The organism is Paenibacillus sp. TAB_01, assembly GCF_043945595.1.
Taxonomy (GTDB): domain Bacteria; phylum Bacillota; class Bacilli; order Paenibacillales; family NBRC-103111; genus Paenibacillus_S.
On record NZ_JBIFNP010000001.1, the window covers coordinates 149,173 to 168,599 of the forward strand.

Genomic DNA, 19,427 nt, shown 5'->3' on the forward strand with positions numbered 1-19,427 from the left:
TATTAAAGAGAATTGTCGATTTCAGTCATGTCAATTTTTTGTAAGTACGGAGGGTTCCCATGAAAAAAAGAATAGGGCTCATCGGGCTCGGCGATATTGCTGAGAAGGTTTATCTGCCTCTGCTGGCAGCCGATCCGCACGTAGAGCTGGCGGGGATAAGCAGCAGGACGGAATCGACCGTACAGCGGATCGCCGAGCAATACCGGATAGCCGGACGGCACAGATCTGTCGAATCCCTGCTTGAAGAGGGACTAGACGCCGTATTCGTGCACAGTCCTACGGAAACGCATTTCGATATTGTCATGTCCTGCCTTCGGCACGGAACGCCGGTCTATGTAGACAAGCCTTTGTCTTACAGCTATGAACAATCAAAGGCGCTGGCTTCGTATGCGCTTGAACAACAGAAGCTGCTGGCTGTCGGATTTAACCGACGATTTGCCCCCATGTACGTGCAGGCAAAGGCCTGGCTGGAGGCGGCAGGCGGCTTTGAGCTGTGCGTTGTCCAGAAGCATAGAACGAAGCTGCAGCTTCACAGCGCCATGCACACGTTATATGACGATTTGATTCATATGCTGGATTTGCTTCTTTGGCTGGGCGGAGATGAGTATGGAGAGCTGCAGTACGTCCAGAACGCCAACGCGGAGAAGCAGCTGCTGCTGGGAGCGGGCAGCCTCGTCTTTACGAACGGCGACGGAAGCGGAGGCACCGGTCAGTTCAGCATGGTGCGAAGAGCGGGCAGCGATCTCGAGAAGCTGGAGCTTCACGGAGGCAGCCGTTCCGCAGAAGTGGTGAACATGGAGGCTGGAGTTTGGTCGGAGCAGGGAGCCCTGCCGAGCCATGCTTCTTTCGGCAGCTGGGATACGATACTTCATCGCCGCGGCTTTGCCGGCGCCGTCCGGCATTTTCTTGATTGTCTGGAGGATCCGGAGGCTTGTCTCATTCGGGCGGACCGGGTTCTGCCTTCGCATTTATTGGTTGAGAGGCTGACTGCCCTTGCGTCGGGCGGCGGAGAGCTTGCTTGCCCATGAACGGAAGCTGTCCCGCAGGTAGAAGGTACAACTAGAGAGAGATTGGACAGGATAAAAGGAGGCTTTTCGCAGCTTGAATCCGTTGAACCCAGATTACAATACATTTTACAAGCAAGCCTTTATGCAATCGCCTATAGGTATGGCCCTGGCAACGGGAGAGGGACAATGGGTACAGGTCAATCCAGCCTTGTGCGCGCTGCTGGGCTACAGGGAACAGGAGCTGCTTTCCTTATCCGCCCGGTCGTTACTGTGCGCGGGGGATGATGTACGGTTCGACCATTGCGTACGTCAAGCTTTTGCCCCCGAAGAAAGCGCTGGACAGAGCATCGGACAAACGGCGGAGATTCACTGCATAAGCCGTTCCGGTGAGGCTATCGCGGTATCCTTGACGATGTCCCCTCTGTTGGACGAGGAAGGCTCTCCTGTCATGCTGAGCATGATATTCCTGGAAAGGAAGGCGGAGATGCCATCCGCCGGAGACGATTTTTTAACCGAGGACAGACAGCGAACCATCCTGGAGCATGCTATCGATATTATCACCTGCAATTCCCCTACGGGAATCTGCGAGTATGTGTCGCCTTCGGTTCGCAGCTTGCTGGGCTATGAACCTGAGGAGATGATCGGACGGCACCAGTTTGAAATTTTTCATCCCGACGATGTCCAAGCGGTGGCAGCGAGGCAGTTTGAAGATATCGATAAGTTTACCTGCCGCGTGCTGCATAAAGATGGCCGTTATGTATGGTTTGAGACGACATTGAAGTTTATCCGCGACGAGCTCGGCGAGGTGCAGAAGATTATCGGCGTCGGCCGCGATATTACGGAGCGGACTTTGACGGAGCAGGCGCTGATCCGCAGCGAGAAAAAATTGGCGGAAGCGCAAAACATCGCCTCCATCGGCAGCTGGGAATGGGATATCCTTTCCGATGAGGTCGTCTGGTCGGAGCAGTTTCTGCGAGTGTTTGACCTTCACTCGGCACCGCTGTCCGGCAGGCAGATTTTGCTGCCTCAGTATGTCCATCCGGAGGATAAGGACTTGCTTCAGGATTCGATCCGCAGGGCGCTGGAAGGAGAGCCGTATAACCTGGAATGCCGCATTATTTCCGCTGCAGGTATTGAAAAGCATGTCCATACTCAAGGCATCGTGATGGTTGATGAGCAGGGGAAAGCGGAGCGCATGGTAGGCACTCTGCAGGACATTACGGAGCGTAAAAAAATGCTGCAGCAGCTGGAAGAGTCGGCCGACCGCTACATGTCGCTCAAAAAATACAGCTCGGACGCTATTATTTCGCTGGATTTGGACGGCTATATTACCTCGGTCAATCCGGCAGCCGAGAAAATTTCAGGCTACCTCACGGAAGAACTGCTGGCCATGCACTTTAGCGAGCTTGTCTATCCTGCGGATTTGGCGGAAGCGGATGCGAAGTTCCGGCTGCTGATTCAGGGAAATGCTCAGGATTCCTATGAAATGAGGATTCACCATAAAGAGGGCGCGGTGCTGGATCTGGTGATTACACCGGCTCCTATCATTATCCGCCAGCAGCTTGCAGGCTGCTATGTGCTGGTTAAGGACGTGACCGTTCAGAAGAAGAAGGACGAGTTCCTGCGCAATTCGGAAAAGCTGTCGGTCGTCGGGCAATTGGCCGCAGGCGTCGCGCATGAAATCCGCAATCCCCTTACAGCGCTGAAGGGATTTATCAAATTGATGAAGAACGCGGATCATCAAATACCGAAATATTTGTTAATTATGAACGATGAGCTGGAGCGGATCGAATTGATTGTCAGCGAGCTGCTGATGCTGTCCCGGCCGCAGTCCGTTCAGCTGCGCCCGGTTCATCTGCAAGAGCTGGTCGGAGGCGTATCCGCCCTGATTGCGGCTCAAGCGGTCATGAAGAGCATTGCCATTGAATTCAAGTGCAGCGCCGCCAAGACGCTGGTTCATTGCGACCCGAATCAAATCAAGCAGGTCATCATAAACTTTTTGAAAAATTCGATTGAAGCGATGAACCAGGAGGGCCTGATTGTACTGGAGCTGACGGCGGACCCGGCAGAGGATCAGATTGTTCTGCGGATCGTGGATCAGGGGTGCGGCATTCCTGAGGAGCAGCTGTCCCGGCTCGGGGAACCGTTCTTTACAACGAAGGAAGGCGGCACGGGGCTTGGGCTGATGGTCAGCCGGAGGATCATCGAGCATCATGGGGGCCGCCTGTCGATTACAAGCCAGGTGAATGTCGGAACGACGGTAGAGGTCCGGTTTCCGGTACCCAAGGATAATTTGGTAGAGTCAACGGCCGTAGGGATATAATATAGGTACGGGCTGCGGCCGCTGTGAATTCCCGGTTATTCTGGGACTGGCCGGTTCAATCGCCCGCATTCCTTTACATACAGCTGCTATAGCGGCAGAGGAGGCTGATGGGTATGAGAGAAATGGATACGAGGGAGCATGCCGGAGGCCGGGTTCCGCCGGGACAGACGCTGACGGAGGGCTTTCCCGTTCTTCATTATGGCAGCGTTCCTTACTATAACGATTTGAGCACCTGGAATTTTCGGTTATTCGGGCTGGTTGAAGAGGAAGTCACGTTAACCTATGAGGAGTTTACTGCGCTGCCGCAGCGGGAATTTACGAATGATATTCATTGTGTAACGACATGGTTCAGGCTGGACAACGTGTGGGAAGGCATCGCCGTCGGTGAAGTCATGAAGCGGGTGAAGCTGAAGCCTGAAGCGAGGTTTGTCATGCTTCATGCGGAGCACGGATGGACGACCAACCTGCCGCTGGACGATTTTTTGCGGGAGACGTCTTTCTTTGGCCTGAAGCACAACGGCCAGACGCTGAGCCCCGAGCACGGCTATCCGGTACGGGCTGTCGTCCCTCATTTGTATTTCTGGAAAAGCGCCAAATGGCTGCGCGGTCTGGAGTTTATGGAGAAGGATAAGCCGGGTTTCTGGGAGCGCAACGGGTACCATATGTATGGAGACCCGTGGGCTGAGCAGCGCTACGATTTTGATTAATTAGACTGAACGAATAAACCCCAAAAAACCGGGAGCGCCACAGGCGCGCCCGGTTTTTTTAGCTGTCACGCTATAGTCAGGCGACTAACTGCTCACATAGGAACTCCGTCGGAGTAATTAGGCGAGAAGTACGAGTCATCCTTAATATTCTGATAGAACGCGGCTATGGAAGTCGCCATGTACGGGATCAGCCACAGGAAGCCGATACCGAGTGTCAGTACCGCGAGAAGGATCCAGCCGATAAAGCTTAAAGAGAGCACGAACAGGTCCGCTTTATGCCCTTCCATCATCGTTTTGCTGGCTTGGATGGCTTCCACGGCAGTCATTCCCGGATTGTCGTTCATGATAAAGTAAGCCATGGAATATCGCAGTGAAGCGATAATTCCGGGGATAATCAGCAGCAACGTCCACAGAAATATAAAAATGCTGGTCAGCAGATACAGAACGAAGGTTTGGAGAAACTGGTTAAACCCGCTGAACAGAAGGCTGACGTCCGGATTTTCGCCGCGAATTAGCTTCAGATGGTAGACATAGAAACCGAGAATGAGGGGACCGGCGATAACGAAGGTGACAATCTCTCCGAGGAAAGGAATGAAGCCGATCACAATAAAAATAAGGCAGTAAATCAGTGTAACCGCAACGGCTTGAAGCCAGTTGTTTCGCAGACTGTCTCTTGCAGTCTGGCGAATTTGGGTAGAGCTTACCATGGGACAAAAACCTCCAAATTTTGATTTTGCTAAGTGCCGAAATTTGTAGAAAGCACTCATTTTTACACATGTTACCATAATAATGGGTGCCCTTTTGTGAAACAACATACTTTTTTCCTAATTATAGTAAAACTTTATTATTTATTGACATTTGCCAGGAGGGCGGAGCTTTAATTTATTGAAGTCTAACAAGACGGCTGGCTTGGTTCTGTCGAATGATAAAAGGGTACTAAGGTTAAATTAAACAATAAATGAAGAAATCGAGTGAGTGCGGAATGAAAAAAATAATCGGCATTTATCGAACGGATCTGCTCAATATTGCCAGGGTGCCGACCGGGCTGCTGCTAATGATCGCTTTGGCCGTCCTGCCTTCGGTTTATGCTTGGGTTAATCTGAAGGCAATGTGGGACCCGTACAGCAATACTTCCGGCATTCAAATTGCCGTGACGAGCTTGGACGAAGGAACCACCGTTAAAGGAAAGGCATTGAATATCGGGAACGAGGTCGTAGCCGGCCTTCATAATAACCATCAGCTCGGCTGGGTTTTCATTGATGACGCGGAGGCACTGCGCGGAGTCGAGCAGGGAACCTATTATGCGCGCCTGCTGATTCCTGCGGATTTCTCCCGTAAGCTGGCGAGTGTGCTGGATGGAAGCGCCCAGAAGCCGGAAATTATTTATACGGTCAATGAAAAGCTCAATGCGGTAGCGCCCAAAATTACGGATAAAGGCGCGACGAATGTGACGACCCAGATCAGCGAAAATTTTATAAAGACGGTCAGCGAGACCGTGCTGGCTCGAATGAAAGAGCTCGGAGTGGAATTCGAGCAGCAGCTGCCGACGATCAGGAAAATCGAGAGCCGCATCTTGGAGCTGGAGCAGCGGCTGCCCGAAATCGAGGGAATTGGCGGCAAAGCGCTGGAAATTGAGCAAAAGCTGCCCGCCATCCGGGAAAAAGGCGAGAAAATCGTGCAGCTGGAGCAGCTTATTCCCGAAATCGATCGGGCGGGGGAAGCGATTCTGAAGGTGGACGAACGCTGGCCGCGCATTCAGGAGGCTGCCGAGGAGGTTTTGGTGATTCAGGAGAAGCTGCCGGAGCTGCAGAGAATCGTCAGCCGCGCTGCGGAGCTGGATGCCAATGCAGATAAGGCGGGACCGGTGTTAAACCAGGCGATTGACGACGCCCGTAAGTTAAATGGCGCAGTAACGACCGCACTGGAGTCCCTGCCGAAGCTGGAGGCGATTGCGGCTAACGGAGGAGAACTGGCGGGACGGCTCAGCGAATTTTTGCAGAACAACGATGCAGCCTTTCAAGCCATGATCCCTGTCGTTAAGCAAAATTTGATATTGATGCAGCAGACTGCAGATGCAGTAACACAAATAACGGAGCAGCTGCAAAATGCCGACATTGATCCCAAGCCGCTGTTGGGAGCGGCAGGCTTCGTCGCAGAGCGGCTGACTAAGGCGGCAGCGGTGCTGGAACGGCAGGCCGATTTGCTGGCAAGGCTGAATTCCATGCTGCCCGGCGAGCCTTTGCAGGAACCGATCAGCCGATTGACCGCGATAGGCACGAATTTTAACGAGCAGGCCCGGACGCTCCGGGCTATTATCACTGCCGTTCAGCAAGGAGAAAAGCCGGCCAAGGGGCTGGTCGAACCGCTTGCATACATTGTCCAAGGAGGCGAGCGGCGCTTTAGGCAGCCTGATTGGCAGCTACGATACGGAAATTGCTCCGGCGATCACCCGGGCGATCAAGGAGCTTCAAGCTGCCGCCGTGAAAACGGCCGACGTGCTGAAGGCGGGAGCAGGGAAGCTGCCGGATGTGAAGGCGGCGCTGCAGGACGCCCTTGCAGGCATCCAGTTCATGCAAAGCGGCCTGGACGCTCTGCAAAAGGATCTGCCGCAAATCCGCACAAGGGTGCATGAAGCCGTCGCGGCGCTTCAAAGCAGGATGGATGAATTCGCAGCGGCGGTGAACGAAGCTGCACCGTTGATCCGCAATGACCTGCCTAAGGCCGAACAGAGGCTGCATCATGCGGCGGATTTTGTACGCAACGATTTGCCGGCTGCCGAGGCGGAGCTGCACAGCATCTCCGATCTGTACCAGAACCGGTTTCCCGAGGTGGAGGATGCGGTGCACCGGACGGCGGAGCTGGTTCGTAACGACCTGCCCGGCTTCGAGGAGGCCGTCCATAAGGCGGCGGATCAGATCCGGCAGCTGCAGGGACAGGGAAACCTCGACGAGCTGCTGGACTGGCTGAAGAACGATACGACCAAGGAGAGCGATTTTCTCGCGAACCCTGTACTAATTAAAGAAGAGAAGAAGTTCCCGATTCCGAACTATGGCTCGGCCATGTCTCCTTTTTATACGACATTGTCGCTATGGGTCGGGGCGATGCTGCTGGTATCGTTAATGAGAGTCGATGTGGAGGACGGGGATCATCGGTATAAAAGCTACGAGGTATACTTCGGCCGTATGTGCATTTTTCTTACGATCGGGTTGTGCCAAGCGCTGATAGTATCACTGGGCGACTTCTTCCTGCTTGGAACGTATGTGGTGAACAAGCTGTGCTTTGTCCTGTTTGCGATGCTGATCAGCATGGTGTTCGTTACGATCACCTATACGCTCGTTTCGGTGTTCGGCAATATCGGGAAAGGGCTTGCGATTATATTTCTGGTACTGCAGTTTTCGAGCTCCGGCGGGACGTTTCCGGTCAGCACTTCTTCCGTTTTCTTTCAAAGGCTGAATCCGTTCGTGCCTTTTACCTATGCGGTCGGCGCCATGCGCGAGGCGGTCGGGGGCATTTTATGGCGCGCAGCGATACGGGATATCGTGATGCTGATCGGATTTATATTACTCTGCTACGTCGTAGCGCTGGCTTTGAAAAAGCCGCTGAGCGGCTATACGAGGAAGGTTGCGGAGAAGGCGAAGCAGACGAAGCTGATCTCCTAGGTGGAAGGGAAGTGGCGAGCAGGCCAAAAAGCCGGCTGCAGGGAGGAACCGCCGAGAAAGAAGGAGGGAGAATGCGGAAGTCGTGCTTCAAAGCGCAGGCATCCGCCTCAGTTTCTGGATTTAATGACCGTCTAAAACGGACCGGAAAAATCCGGGACTTCAACGGTCGAACCCCGGCGGTCGAGCCATGCTCCATACCTCTATACGCTTCGTAGCGGTTTTTTAGCGGTTCTCTTTAGCGAGGCGGCCGGGCCGGCATTGAAGCGGATGATGAACAATAAGCTGCTGCCGGCTGTTCCTACTCGACAAACGTCCGGTTGAACCGGGACAGCAGCTCGGCAAATTTTTCCCGGTCTTCGTGAGACCATTCGGACAGCAGCCGGTTGTATCGCTGAATGCGCGCCTGGCGGGTTTCCTCCAGCTCCTGCCGGCCGAGCTCCGTAAGCTCAAAGGAGCTTGCCCGCCGGTTCGTCGGGATCGGGCAAACGCTGAACGTAGCCCCTGGCTTCCAGGGCGGCTGCCTGACGGCTCACGGTGGAGACGTCAAGATGAAATTCGTCGGCCAGCGCTTTGACGCCGATAGCCCCGAAATCCGACAAATGCTGCAGCAAAAGATAATGGGAACGCTCCAGATTGCCGAGCTTGACGGCGGAGGTGCCGCGGCGAACGAGGATAGCCATTTGGTAATTGATGATTTCCACCAAGTCATTGTCTTTCATAGGGCCTCACCTTTTTTTAGAGTTACTTTGTATTCTGTACATCTCCTAGTAATTTATCGATAAAGAAGGGACAAAGTCAATGTCAAAGTAATTGTATCATACAATCACTTTGAGGGGGAAGCGCCGCAGGCTGAAGAGGACTGAGGCTCTCGGGAAAGTCTTAAGGAAAGTGAGGAGTATCGTTGCAGAAAAGTCTAGCCGCTAAGCATCGCTTTTCTGTATTTTCATATGGAATGGAAAGCTGCAATTGGCGGGTAAAGAAAAAAGCTGCCTTCCGCAGGCAGCCTTGAACATGTCTTATTTATTTTATTTGCCGTTGACCCATGCCCCGGACTCCGGATCAGGGTAATCTCCCTGAGGCTTGGCAGCGGTAGAAGCGGAAGAAGCGGGAGAAGCGGCAGAAGCGGCAGAGCCGTCGGTCCAGAGCGTTTCGATCTCTTCGAGCGAGCGTCCTTTCGTCTCCGGTACGACGCGCCAGGTAAAGAAGCAGGTGAACAGGGACATCAGCCCGAAGATCCAGAACGTCATAGCGGGTCCCGCCGTATTGAGCATGGGAGGGAACGACTGGGACACGATATAATCCGCCATCCAGAGAGCCATGGAAGCGATGGCCGTTGCTTTGCCGCGGATGCGGTTCGGGAAAATCTCGGACAGAATGACCCAGACGACCGGTCCCAGCGAAACGGCAAAGGAAGCGACATAGAGCAGAATGAAAATGAGAACGAGCGGTCCTGACGTATGCCCTGTATGGAAGGCTGCGCCAATGACGGCAAGACTGAGCGTCATCAGGCCGGAGCCTACGAGCAGCAGTGCCTTGCGGCCGACTTTATCGATCAGCCACAGCGCCAGAATCGTGAACAGGAAATTAATAAGTCCGACCAGAATCGTCTGCACCAGGGAAGCGTTCGTTCCGGCGCCTGTCGCTTTGAAAATTTCCGGTGCGTAATACATTACGGCGTTAATGCCGGTTACCTGCTGGAGAGCCGCTAACACGACACCGACGATCAGCGCGACCCGCAGACCAGGCTGGAACAGCTGACGCAGCGAACCGCTCTCTTCCTTAAATGAAGCTTTAATGTCCAGCACTTCTTGTCTGGCGAGATCGTCTCCGTGGATTTTGAGCAGAATTGGCAGCGCTTCAAGCGGCCTGTCCTGCTTGATCAGCCATCTAGGGCTTTCAGGCACGAAGAACAACAGAATCAGAAACAGCAGGCCGGGGAGAACGCCGATGCCGAACATCCAGCGCCAGCCCATTGCAATATCCCACGCGTCGTCTCCGTAGCCGGCAATGCCGGAGTTCACGAAGTAGACGAGGAAAATACCGGTGACCGTGGCGAATTGATTCAGCGCTACTAGCCTGCCGCGGTAGGCGGCCGGTGCGATTTCCGCGTTGTACAACGGACACAGGGTGGAAGTGATGCCGATACCGAGACCGCCGATCATACGGGCGATAATATAGCCTGTGAACGTATCGGGCAGCGCGGATCCGAGTGAGCCGATGATAAAAAGGATCGCGGCGAAAATCAGCACTTTTTTGCGGCCGAACCGGTCGCTCATGACGCCGGACCCGGCGGCTCCGACGATACAGCCGATAATTAAGCTGGATACGGCCCAGCCGACCTCGACTTCATTCAGATCAAACCTGGACTGCATAAAACCGATAGCGCCCGATACGACGGCCGTATCGAAGCCGAACAACAATCCGCCCAAGGCGGCTACAATGGAAACGAGGGTGACGAATTTCATACTTACCTGCTGCGGTTCATTTGGCATGCTGGCTGTGGAGCTCATTGCAGCGCATCTCCTTTCAATTCAAGCATCGATAACCCCTTGAACGGGGAATTATGGAAGGGCTTTAATGATATGATTGAAGTATCCTCTCCTGCGCTTCATAGGGAAGCGAGATTCATTATAGCATGCGGCGGGAAGCCGCTTATTTCGAATCAACAGCACTAAATTGTGTTCTTGCCGCATTAAAATGGGCTGGGGACCGATTTGGAGAAGGGCCGTCGGCAAGTAGCATAATTTTGTTCTCCGGAACGCAAAAAAATCCATGTCCATCCGCTGAGGGAACATGGATTTTTAACTAGGCTTTGGCTTGCGCCCTGTATTCGGTCGGGGTCAGGCCGGTCACTTTCTTAAAGACGCGGCTGAAATAGTTCGGGTCGTTGTAGCCTGCCGCGAAGCAGACTTCCTTGAGACTAAGCTTTTCGGACAGGATGAGCTCCTTGGCTTTCTCAATGCGCAGTCCCGTCAAGAAATCAATGAACGTTTCGCCGACCTGCTGCTTGAATACTTTACTGAAGTAATGAGGGTTCAAATGGACGAAGTCGGCGACTTCCTCCAGCGAGAGCTCTTCCGTAAAGCGTTCCCGGATATAGCCCTGTGCCCGGTCGAGCACGCTCAAAGTCTGCTGCTCGCGTTCCTCGCGGATTCGCTGCAGCGCCGAAATAACGTAAGAGCGGCTCGCGATATTCTCGCCGTGTCCACCGCCGTGCGGCGTCTGGCTCATCCGCAGGAGCGGAAGGACTTCCCGGCTGCTTCAGCTGCTCGAAGTGGCACACATGGCCGTAATCCTCATAGGTTGATGCGAATACCGCTTCGAAATACGAGGTGCGCAGGCCGTCCGCGCCATGCCGGGAGGTGCCGATGCCGACGGAGACGGTGCAGCCGAGCTGTCTTTCCGCCAGCTCGCATAGCTTCTGTCCGTATTGGCCGAGCAGCCGGCTCCATCCCGGCTCACGGTCGTCCGGGTCTCTGTGCGCAAAAATCGCCATGTGGCGGTCGATGAGAGAGCTGACGATGCAGGAGAAAGCCGCGTGATGCTTGGCGAAGCCGCGGACGGCATCGTAAATTTTTTTCTTATCCAGCGAGTAGACCTGCTCGGGAAAGGCGACGACCAGCGCGGTTCCCCAGTCGAGGGGGAAATCGAGCCAATCGGCCAGCTGCTCCACATTCGCGTCCAGCACCTGATCCACCATGAACATCAGGGCAAGCTCATTCTCGACCAGCGGCTGCAGCCGGGACACGCGGTCGCGCAGCTTCAGCTCCTCGGCCCGTTTGAGCTTCTCCCGGTCGAGCTCCTCCACGAGCTGCTGCAATGTCCGGACCACCTGCTCCCGGCGGGCGGGCTTTACGATATATTCCTTGACCCCTAACGTCAGGGCCTCTTTGGCGTAGGCGAAATAATCGTAAGCCGTGACCAGCACGGATTTGGCATCCGGCAGGAAGGAGCGGATTTCCCGCAGGGCGGCCAGGCCCTGAATACCCGGCATATTGACGTCCATTAACAGCACATGGGGACGATGCTCCTCGGCGAGCTGGATGGCTTCACGGCCGTTCCCGGCATGAATGACCTCGAACGTTTCCGGCATATGGCGCCGGATAATCCACTCCAGCCCCTCGCGTTCCAGCGCCTCGTCATCGGCGATCAGCAATCGGTACATGCAATGGGTCAGCCTCCTTTCTGCGGGGAATACGGATCGTGACGGTCGTCCCCTGTCCGGGACGGCTCTCCAGCGAGACGAGCGAATCGAGAGAGGTCCGCTCGTAGAACAGGAGAAGCCGCTTAAACACGTTGACGGTCCTATACCGGTCGACTGCCGCGGTTCTGCCGGCGATTCCAGACGAAGCAGGGCATCTCTGGTCTCCTCGCTCATGCCTTTACCGTTATCCGTCACGGAAATGACGGCTTCCCCCGTTTCCGCGGTGGTAATGCTCAGCCGGATTTCGGCTCCATGCTCCATGCCTTCAATACCGTGAAGGAACGCATTCTCCACGAGCGGCTGAATCGTCAGCGCCGGTATTTCCGCTCCAAGCGCAGACTCGTCCGCCTTGAGCTCGAAGCGGACCCGGTCGCGGAAGCGGGCTTGCTGAATGGCGAAATATTCCTGCACGTGCGTCAGCTCGTCTTGCAGGGTCACAGGCTGATCCAGCCGCCGCAGGCTGTAGCGCAGCAGGTTGGACATAGACACGATCAGGTCGCTTGTCTGCTCCGCTCCTTCGAGGAGTGCGAGCTTGGACAGCACATTCAGCGTATTGAACAAGAAATGCGGATTGATCTGGCTTTGCAGTGCCTGGAGCTCCAGCTCTTTTACGAGCCTGTCCTTTTCTAAGCTTTGCTTGTCCTTCTCGATCAGCACAAGCAGATCGCCGAGCATCTGCCGGAACGCATCGGACAGCACACCGAGCTCGTCCTTCGTACTTAGTTCCGGAGGGGCGGCATTCAGATCGCCCTTGGCTATGCGCCGGGCCATGGCCACCAGCCGGCTGACGGGCCCGTCACGCTGCGGGAAATCCAATAGGCGAGCAGCACGGCCATTAGGGTGTTGACTACAAAGACGGCGGCGCCGAGCCGGTTCATCCGGGCGTTCTCCTCCTGGATCTGCCGGAAGGCCGGCTGATACGACGTCAGCTCCAGATCGACGAGCTGCTGCTCTTCTTCGCGGAGGAAGCCTGCCGTTCCGTTCGGCTTCTTCGTATTGGCGCAGCGCTTCGGCCCCGTCCTGCGATTGCGCTGCGGTTCTTGCAGCCTGTTCCTGCTCGATAAAGGTATCGAGCATATGCACATAGCCTGTCAGCTCCGAAGTCCGTGCGGCCCCGCTCCGCTGCTCAAGCAGCTTGTCGCGCAGACCGGCAAGCCCGTCTACGGCCTCAGCCTGCCCGTTGGCCGCTGGTGTGACGGCCGGGTTCAACAGCGAGGCGTACAGCGTCTTCAGCCGCTGGTCCGCGGCTTGCGTCGTTTGCTGGTAGAGCAGAATACGGTTCATCATCAGATCGTAGCTTTGCTGGACGATCCGGCTGCTCTGAAACAAAAAGAAGGTGACCGAATTGGCCAGCAGCACCAGCAGGGGAATAAACAGCAGCAGCTTCCGTCGTATGGTCATCGGCAGGCCGCTCCCGCTGTCCCGGCTCCCAAAGTGCTCCGGTCAAGCACTGACGTCACGGTAAAATGCTGCGGCTCCGGCCGCTGTCCCCCGAAATAATCGTGCAGCAGCGATACTGCATTGCGCCCCATCTCGGCGGGCTGCTGAACGAGGGAAGCGGCTATGGCGCACTGCCGAATCCCTTCGACGGTTTCTTCCAGATCGTCGAAGGCAAAAATCCGGACATCCGGGCGCTTGGCTCGGGCGGCGGCCTCCCGGATGCCGATGCCGTCCAGTGCGCTCAAGCCGACCATCACGCTCAGCTGAGGCAGGCGCGTCAGCATATCTTCCGCTTGGCGTGCCGCCTGCAGCCTGGAAATATGCGACGATTTCACCTCAGCCAGCTGAAGCTCGGGCGAACGGCTGATCGCCGCGCGGAACCCTTCGAGCCGCTGCTGCTGATTCTCGGCGTCGCTGCCGACGAGGACGCCGATCTGCGCAGGCTTCCCCGCGGCGGAGCGGATGACAATCTCGCCCATGCGTCGTCCGGCCTCGAGGTTATCGGTGCCGACATAGGCCAGCCGCTTGCTGTCCGGCTCGTCGGTGTCGACGGCGATGACGGGAATGCCCTGATCGACGGCGCGGTCGATCCACTGCCGATAGGCGGGGTCGCCGATCCCCTGCAGGATGATAGCGTCTGCCTTGGAGGCGACGGCTTTTTGGAGCAGCTTGATCTGCTCCTCCGCATGGATCCGAAACGGGCCGGTGTAGTCCAGCTCCAATCCGTAAGCGCTCGATGCTTCGCGAGCTCCCTGCTCTACGGCGCGCCAGAACGGATTGTCGAGCTCTTGGGAGATCAGCACGATGCGGCGGGAAGGAGGCTGCTCCGCGCCGCCTGGATTCAGAGGCTGTACGAGCTGCCGGATCTGCAGCGTGGACAGAATGAACTGCGCCAGCAGAAAGGCAAAGGCAATGCTGAGAAAAAGGAGTCCTATAAATCCTGTGCGATTCGACATCTGGCCTCCGCTTGATTACGATAGTTATAGGCTCATTATACAAAAATCGCGGGACAAACCAAAACGATCCCCAGTCCTATACGAGGCCGCTGAAAGCTTGCGGAGAAGTACGGAATCGTTCTGTGAAAGCGAGAGCGGTCGCCTTTGTCCCTGGATTTCAACCGCTAAGAGCGGAAGTTAATCAGAGAAATATAGGGACAACCGCGATTGGAGAATGTTTCGTACTCGCAGCGGTGACTTTTTCAATGGCCTCGTCCTAGGGAAGGGCCGGCGAGCTGCGTTGCAGCGCTGAGCGGCCGCCGGTCGTACCCGCGGGGCCGCCGGAGAGCCTGGACCGTACGGATGAAATAAAACTTGTTTTGTCGGCACCCGTTCCTTATCATTTGTGATAGAGATTGTATTTGTAACTGTGCTTTGCTTATCTGTACTTTATATAAATGGTTGCGCAGCAGGCGGGAGAGGAGTTTTTTTCATGACAGCGTTGAATGATGTGCATCAGCCTGACGGAGTGTTTCCGTCCGTATGTTCTCTGGACTGTCCGGACCAATGCGGACTTTTGGTGACGAAGAAGAACGGGAAGATCGTCAAAATCGAAGGAGATCCGTCCCATCCGGTGACGCGGGGGGCGATCTGCAATAAAGTGCGCCATATGGGTGAGCGCATCTATGACCCGAAGCGGCTGCTTTATCCGCTAAAGCGTGTGGGCAGGAAGGGTGAAGGGCATTTCGAGCGCATCAGCTGGGATGAAGCGCTAGCGACCATTACAAGCCGCTGGAAGCAGCTGATTGCTGAAGAAGGGGCGGAGTCGATTCTTCCCTACAGCTTCTACGGAAATATGGGACGCATCGGCACCGAAGGGATGAACCGGCGTTTCTTTCATCGTCTGGGTGCGAGCCGTCTGCTCTATTCGATCTGCCAGGCCGCAGGCACCGAAGGCTACCACTATACCATGGGCAGCAGCGTAGGCACCGATCCGGAGGAGACGGTCCATGCGAAGCTGTTTATTATGTGGGGAATCAATACGGTCAGCACGAATATGCATCAGGTCGTGCTTGCCGAGCAGGCGCGCAAGAACGGCGCGAAAATTGTGGTGATCGATGTGCACCGGAATCAGACGGGCCGCTGGGCCGACTGGTTTATTCCGATTCAGCCCGGCACGGACGCTGCGCTGGCTTTGGGCATCATGCACATTCTATTCGCGGAGAATCTGACCGATGAACCGTTTCTTCGGCAGTATACCGTAGGCTGCGAGGAGCTGCGGGAGCATGTCCGCGCGTACGATCCGTACACCGTATCCGCTATTACCGGCGTCCCGGCGGAGGATATTCTCCGTCTGGCCCGGATGTACGGGGAAACTTCCCCGTCGCTGATCCGCATCGGCAACGGCCCGCAGCATCACGACAACGGAGGCATGTGCATCCGCACCATCGCCTGTCTGCCCGCGCTGACCGGGCAGTGGCTGCACCGGGGAGGCGGCGCGATCAAGGGCAACGGCGCGGTGCTGGACCATAATGCAGCGGCACTGCAGCGGCCGGGCCTGCTGGCCAAGGGCACCCGGCGGCTGAACATGAACCTGCTCGGGCGCATTTTGCTGGAGGAGCGGCAGCCTGCCGTCCGCTCGCTCTATGTTTATAATTCGAACCCTGCGGTGGTCGCTCCCGAGGTGAACAAGGTGAGGCAGGGGCTCCAGCGGGACGATCTGTTCACGGTCGTCCACGAGCTGTTCCTGACGGAAACGGCGAAGTATGCGGATATTGTGCTGCCGGCGACCTCGGCCTTCGAGAATACCGATTTTTACCGCTCCTATTGGCATCATTATATTCAGCTTCAACAGCCGGTTATCGAGCCTTACGGGGAGAGCAAATCGAACGTGGAGGTGTTCCGTCTGCTGGCGGAAGCGATGGGCTTCGAGGATGCGCCGTTCAAGGACACTGAAGCCGATATGATCCGGCAGGCATTGGACAATCCGCGCAATCCGGCGATCAGCGGGATCACCTACGAAGCGCTTGTTGAGAAGCAGTTCATGAAGGCGAAGGTGGAGCCGCTGTTTCCTGGAAGGCTGAAGACGCCGAGCGGCAAAATCGAGCTGTACTCCAAAACGATGGAGAAGAAAGGCTTTCCGCCGCTGCCGACGTACACGCCGCTGTGCGAGGACGAAGCGATGCCGTTTCTGTTCATTCCCGCGCCGAATCACAATTTCCTCAACTCGACGTTCGCTCACAACGAGAAGCACGCCCGGATGGAGAAAACGCCGAAGCTTCACATGAACCAAGCGGACGCTTCACGGCTCGGCATAGCCCATGGGGCCCGGCCCGGGTGTTTAACGCAAGGGGCGAATGCGAGCTTACCGCATCGGTGGGAGAGGATGTGCTTCCGGGCGTGGTGGTCAGCCAGGGCTTGTGGGCGGATGTGCCGGGCAGCAAGCGGGCGGTCAATGCATTGACGCCGGACCGCGTAGCGGACATGGGAGGAGGCGCCACCTTTTTCTCGGGAAGGGTGCAGGTGGCAAAACTCGGGTAAAGGAGTGCGAGCTATTTGGGCAAAGGCGTATTTTTCCGTAAAAGCTTGATCTTGATTCTAATTATTTCCAGTATTCCGGGTATTATAGTCGGAGGTCTTATTTATTGGATGGGCGGGGGGTGGCTCGAGAACGAGCTGCTCCAGCTTCATAAAAACCAAATTATTCAAAGAGCGGCGAACATCGACGATCAATTCTCTTATATGGAGACTTCGCTCGCTCATTGGGCATTCGATCCGAAGTTTAACAGCAGCCTGACGGAAACGAATTTTTTCCGGGATTTCGAGGTGGCCCGCGACATTACCAAGACGTTAGGCGTCATGCAAGGCTCCAATCCGCTGGCGAAGCAGGTAGAGCTGTATTTGAACGCCCCCAAGCCTCTCCGGTTCGGACCGGAATATGACGTAATTACTAATGCCGATACGGTTCAAACTTATACTCAGCTGCTGAGTCAGAGCAAGCTCGCGTTCTGGGCCAAGCTGGCCGCCAATCCGAGCGTTCCGGAGAAGAAGGATTTGACGCTGGTGCATAAAATACCGGGGGCCGATCTGCATCCGTTCGGCGCGCTGCTCGTGCGGCTGAACGAGGAGAAGGTCTCGGGCATGTTGAAAACGCTCACTCCGTACAACGTCGGGGAAACCTTTCTGATGCAAGATGACGGCGAGGTTTTACTGTCCAGTTCGGGAAGCGCTTCCCAACCGGCGGCGTCCTTCGATGAAACGCTGCGGGGCGAAGTGCTGAAGCGGGGGCAGAAGACGGGCTCCTTCCTGCTCGACTGGAACCGCAGCACGTATACGGTATCGTACGGTAACTTCGTCCGGATCGGCACGGAGTGGACGTATGTGTCCGCCTCGCCGATCAGCGTAATTACGAAGCCTGTCGACTTTATTTCCAAGCTCATTCTGTCGGTCAGCTGTGCGGCTTTGCTGCTTGCCGTAGTACTATCCTGGCTCGCCTCGCGCAAAATTTATTCGCCGATCGACCGGCTCGTAACGATCCTGACGGGAGACAAGCTGTTCGCGGGAGGCTCGGCCGAGACCAACGACGAGTTTAAAATGATCGAGAAGGAGTGGCTCCATCTCTCGCGGGAGAGCCATACGCTGCAAACGAAGCTGGAGGAGCAGCTGCCTCACGTGAAGGAAGGTTTTCTGCTTCAGCTGGTGCAGGGCTTTCTTTACTCTTACTCGGAGGAGGATCTGCTGGAGCGGATGCGGGCGCTCGGCTGGGAGGTGGACGGCCGCCAGTTTCTGGTCATGCACGTGCATTTGACAGGGTTTACGAATCTGGAGGGCCGTTTCTCTCAGGGAGACGAGGGTCTCGTTACTTTCGCGGCGGCCAATATTATCGAGGAATTGTCGCGCAGCCGGATGAAGCAGGCCGATGTCATGAACTTCCACGATCTGTCCATCGGCCTGCTGATCATGCTTCCGGCGAACCAGCCGTACAAGGCCGAGCTGCATGCGCTGAGCGATGAGCTGGCGCAGGCGATCAACCGGATGCTGCGGCTGCAGGTTTCCGTTACGATCGGGAAGCCGTCGGCGTCCATCTCGCAGGTGCCTTCCCATTACGAGGAGGCGAAGCAGGCGCTCGGGTACCGTAACTTCGAGAACGAGAATCAGATCATTGATCTCGATTCGATACTGACGGCGGAGGAAATCGGCGAACAGCGGTATCCTTTTGCGCTGGAGCGGGAGATCATCCAGGCCATTCGGAACCGGGCAGCAGCAGGAAGCGCAGTTCCTTATCGCGTCGTTTCTCGAAGCGCTGCTGGAGCGGGGAGGGAAGGAGATCGACGTGCAGCAGGGCATGCTGCAGCTGCTGGGCAGTATCCTGCATGCGATCCGCCATCTGGGAATGGATCCCGGCCGCGTCTTCGGCACCGCCAATTTGTACGAGCAGCTGACTCAGATCCGCGAGCCGAAGAAAATGCTCGACTGGTTCGGCAGCAAGCTCGTACAGCCTTTCATTCTGGAGCTGGACGCACGCTCGGATGTGCAGCTCAAGCGCGCGGTTGAAAGCGCGATGATCTACTTGCAGAAGCATTATATGGACGATATTTCGCTAGACAGCTGTGCGGAGCATACCGGACTGAACGCGGTGACGCTGAGCAAGTGGTTCAAGCAGGTGACGGGAACGAATTTTATCGATTATTTAACGGAGCTGCGCATGGATAAAGCGAAGGAGCTGCTGCAGCAAACCGAGCTCAAGATCAATGACGTCGCTATAGCCGTCGGCTACCAGCACAGCTACTTCAACCGGATTTTCAAAAAACACCTCGGCACGACACCGAGCCAATACCGGGAGCTGAGCCGAAGCGGTTAAAAACTGCATATGGATGTTTCAGCCGGGGCCTGTTTTGCAGCAGGTCCCGGCTTTTTTTAGTGTAGGAGCCATGAGCAGCTTTCGGGCAAAGCGAATTTCTTAGAGGCTGCTTGCCTTGATCAGCAGGCTCATACGCGGGGGCACCACCAGCGGAAGCAGCTTCGAATCAGAGTTCTCTTTTAAAGGCCACCGCGGCTGCGGCCAAAACGGGAAAAACCTTGATCTATCAACGATTTCAAAAAAGTGCTAATTGCGTTAAAAAATCCAAGCGCCCAAAATAGCGCTTTCAAA

Annotated in this window: 11 protein-coding genes and 3 pseudogenes; 8 read left to right on the plus strand and 6 right to left on the minus strand. The window is 55.8% G+C overall.

The window, feature by feature from the left end; translation table 11 throughout:
• The first annotated feature begins 59 nt into the window (after window positions 1–59).
• The 3 genes from ACHHV8_RS00790 to ACHHV8_RS00800 all read left to right on the plus strand — a co-directional run bounded on the left by ACHHV8_RS00790 (window position 60) and on the right by ACHHV8_RS00800 (window position 4,037).
• Entirely contained in the window at window positions 60–1,028 is a 969-nt protein-coding gene (locus ACHHV8_RS00790; RefSeq protein WP_395155895.1) for a Gfo/Idh/MocA family protein, read from the plus strand.
• A gap of 73 nt (window positions 1,029–1,101) precedes the next feature.
• Complete coding sequence (locus ACHHV8_RS00795) at window positions 1,102–3,330, plus strand: PAS domain-containing protein (RefSeq protein WP_395155897.1); 2,229 nt, start codon at window positions 1,102–1,104, stop codon at window positions 3,328–3,330.
• Window positions 3,331–3,443: 113 nt separating this feature from the next.
• Window positions 3,444–4,037, plus strand: a complete 594-nt coding sequence (locus ACHHV8_RS00800) for a sulfite oxidase-like oxidoreductase (protein WP_395155899.1) — start codon at window positions 3,444–3,446, stop codon at window positions 4,035–4,037.
• Between the two features lie 92 nt (window positions 4,038–4,129).
• Here ACHHV8_RS00800 and ACHHV8_RS00805 read toward each other — a convergent pair whose 3' ends face one another.
• On the minus strand, window positions 4,130–4,744 hold the full coding sequence (locus ACHHV8_RS00805; protein ID WP_395155901.1) for a DUF975 family protein: 615 nt from the start codon (window positions 4,742–4,744) through the stop codon (window positions 4,130–4,132).
• Window positions 4,745–5,019: 275 nt separating this feature from the next.
• Here ACHHV8_RS00805 and ACHHV8_RS00810 point away from each other — a divergent pair, with 275 nt between their 5' ends.
• Both ACHHV8_RS00810 and ACHHV8_RS00815 read left to right on the plus strand, forming a co-directional pair.
• Window positions 5,020–6,669: a YhgE/Pip family protein gene (locus ACHHV8_RS00810; protein ID WP_395155903.1), complete on the plus strand. Its 1,650-nt coding sequence runs from the start codon at window positions 5,020–5,022 to the stop codon at window positions 6,667–6,669.
• Window positions 6,670–6,694: 25 nt separating this feature from the next.
• Window positions 6,695–7,696, plus strand: coding sequence for a YhgE/Pip family protein (locus tag ACHHV8_RS00815; protein ID WP_395163390.1), 1,002 nt, complete (start codon window positions 6,695–6,697; stop codon window positions 7,694–7,696).
• A 446-nt stretch (window positions 7,697–8,142) separates the two neighbouring features.
• Here the strand turns inward: ACHHV8_RS00815 and ACHHV8_RS00820 are convergent, their stop codons facing one another.
• From ACHHV8_RS00820 to ACHHV8_RS00840, 5 genes and pseudogenes are all read right to left on the minus strand, one after another.
• Window positions 8,143–8,415 (minus strand): MarR family winged helix-turn-helix transcriptional regulator, encoded by a 273-nt coding sequence (locus tag ACHHV8_RS00820; protein WP_395155905.1) that lies wholly within the window; start codon window positions 8,413–8,415, stop codon window positions 8,143–8,145.
• Window positions 8,416–8,721: 306 nt separating this feature from the next.
• Complete coding sequence (locus ACHHV8_RS00825) at window positions 8,722–10,206, minus strand: sugar porter family MFS transporter (protein WP_395155907.1); 1,485 nt, start codon at window positions 10,204–10,206, stop codon at window positions 8,722–8,724.
• Window positions 10,207–10,501: 295 nt separating this feature from the next.
• Window positions 10,502–11,861, minus strand: a pseudogene (locus ACHHV8_RS00830) (response regulator transcription factor).
• A pseudogene (locus ACHHV8_RS00835) lies at window positions 11,836–13,301 on the minus strand (sensor histidine kinase). The pseudogenes ACHHV8_RS00830 and ACHHV8_RS00835 overlap by 26 nt, the downstream one beginning before the upstream one ends.
• A complete protein-coding gene (locus ACHHV8_RS00840) occupies window positions 13,298–14,296 on the minus strand; it encodes a substrate-binding domain-containing protein (RefSeq protein WP_395155909.1) in 999 nt (332 codons plus the stop codon). The pseudogene ACHHV8_RS00835 and the gene ACHHV8_RS00840 overlap by 4 nt, the downstream one beginning before the upstream one ends.
• Window positions 14,297–14,768: 472 nt before the next feature.
• Between ACHHV8_RS00840 and ACHHV8_RS00845 the strand changes: the two are divergent.
• The 3 genes and pseudogenes from ACHHV8_RS00845 to ACHHV8_RS00855 all read left to right on the plus strand — a co-directional run bounded on the left by ACHHV8_RS00845 (window position 14,769) and on the right by ACHHV8_RS00855 (window position 19,136).
• Window positions 14,769–16,816: pseudogene (locus tag ACHHV8_RS00845) on the plus strand (molybdopterin-containing oxidoreductase family protein).
• 15 nt (window positions 16,817–16,831) lie between these two features.
• On the plus strand, window positions 16,832–18,829 hold the full coding sequence (locus tag ACHHV8_RS00850; RefSeq protein ID WP_395155911.1) for a PDC sensor domain-containing protein: 1,998 nt from the start codon (window positions 16,832–16,834) through the stop codon (window positions 18,827–18,829).
• A complete protein-coding gene (locus ACHHV8_RS00855; RefSeq protein WP_395155913.1) occupies window positions 18,741–19,136 on the plus strand; it encodes a helix-turn-helix transcriptional regulator in 396 nt (131 codons plus the stop codon). Before ACHHV8_RS00850 ends, ACHHV8_RS00855 begins: the two co-directional genes overlap by 89 nt.
• Window positions 19,137–19,427 lie beyond the last annotated feature (291 nt).

Coding starts and splice junctions, on each gene's coding strand:
- ACHHV8_RS00840 (WP_395155909.1), bottom strand. CDS start 14,296: ATGTCGAATCGCACAGGATTTATAGGACTCCTTTTTCTCAGCATTGCC.
- ACHHV8_RS00810 (WP_395155903.1), top strand. CDS start 5,020: ATGAAAAAAATAATCGGCATTTATCGAACGGATCTGCTCAATATTGCC.
- ACHHV8_RS00825 (WP_395155907.1), bottom strand. CDS start 10,206: ATGAGCTCCACAGCCAGCATGCCAAATGAACCGCAGCAGGTAAGTATG.
- ACHHV8_RS00805 (WP_395155901.1), bottom strand. CDS start 4,744: ATGGTAAGCTCTACCCAAATTCGCCAGACTGCAAGAGACAGTCTGCGA.
- ACHHV8_RS00790 (WP_395155895.1), top strand. CDS start 60: ATGAAAAAAAGAATAGGGCTCATCGGGCTCGGCGATATTGCTGAGAAG.
- ACHHV8_RS00800 (WP_395155899.1), top strand. CDS start 3,444: ATGAGAGAAATGGATACGAGGGAGCATGCCGGAGGCCGGGTTCCGCCG.
- ACHHV8_RS00820 (WP_395155905.1), bottom strand. CDS start 8,415: ATGAAAGACAATGACTTGGTGGAAATCATCAATTACCAAATGGCTATC.
- ACHHV8_RS00855 (WP_395155913.1), top strand. CDS start 18,741: ATGCTCGACTGGTTCGGCAGCAAGCTCGTACAGCCTTTCATTCTGGAG.
- ACHHV8_RS00815 (WP_395163390.1), top strand. CDS start 6,695: ATGGATGAATTCGCAGCGGCGGTGAACGAAGCTGCACCGTTGATCCGC.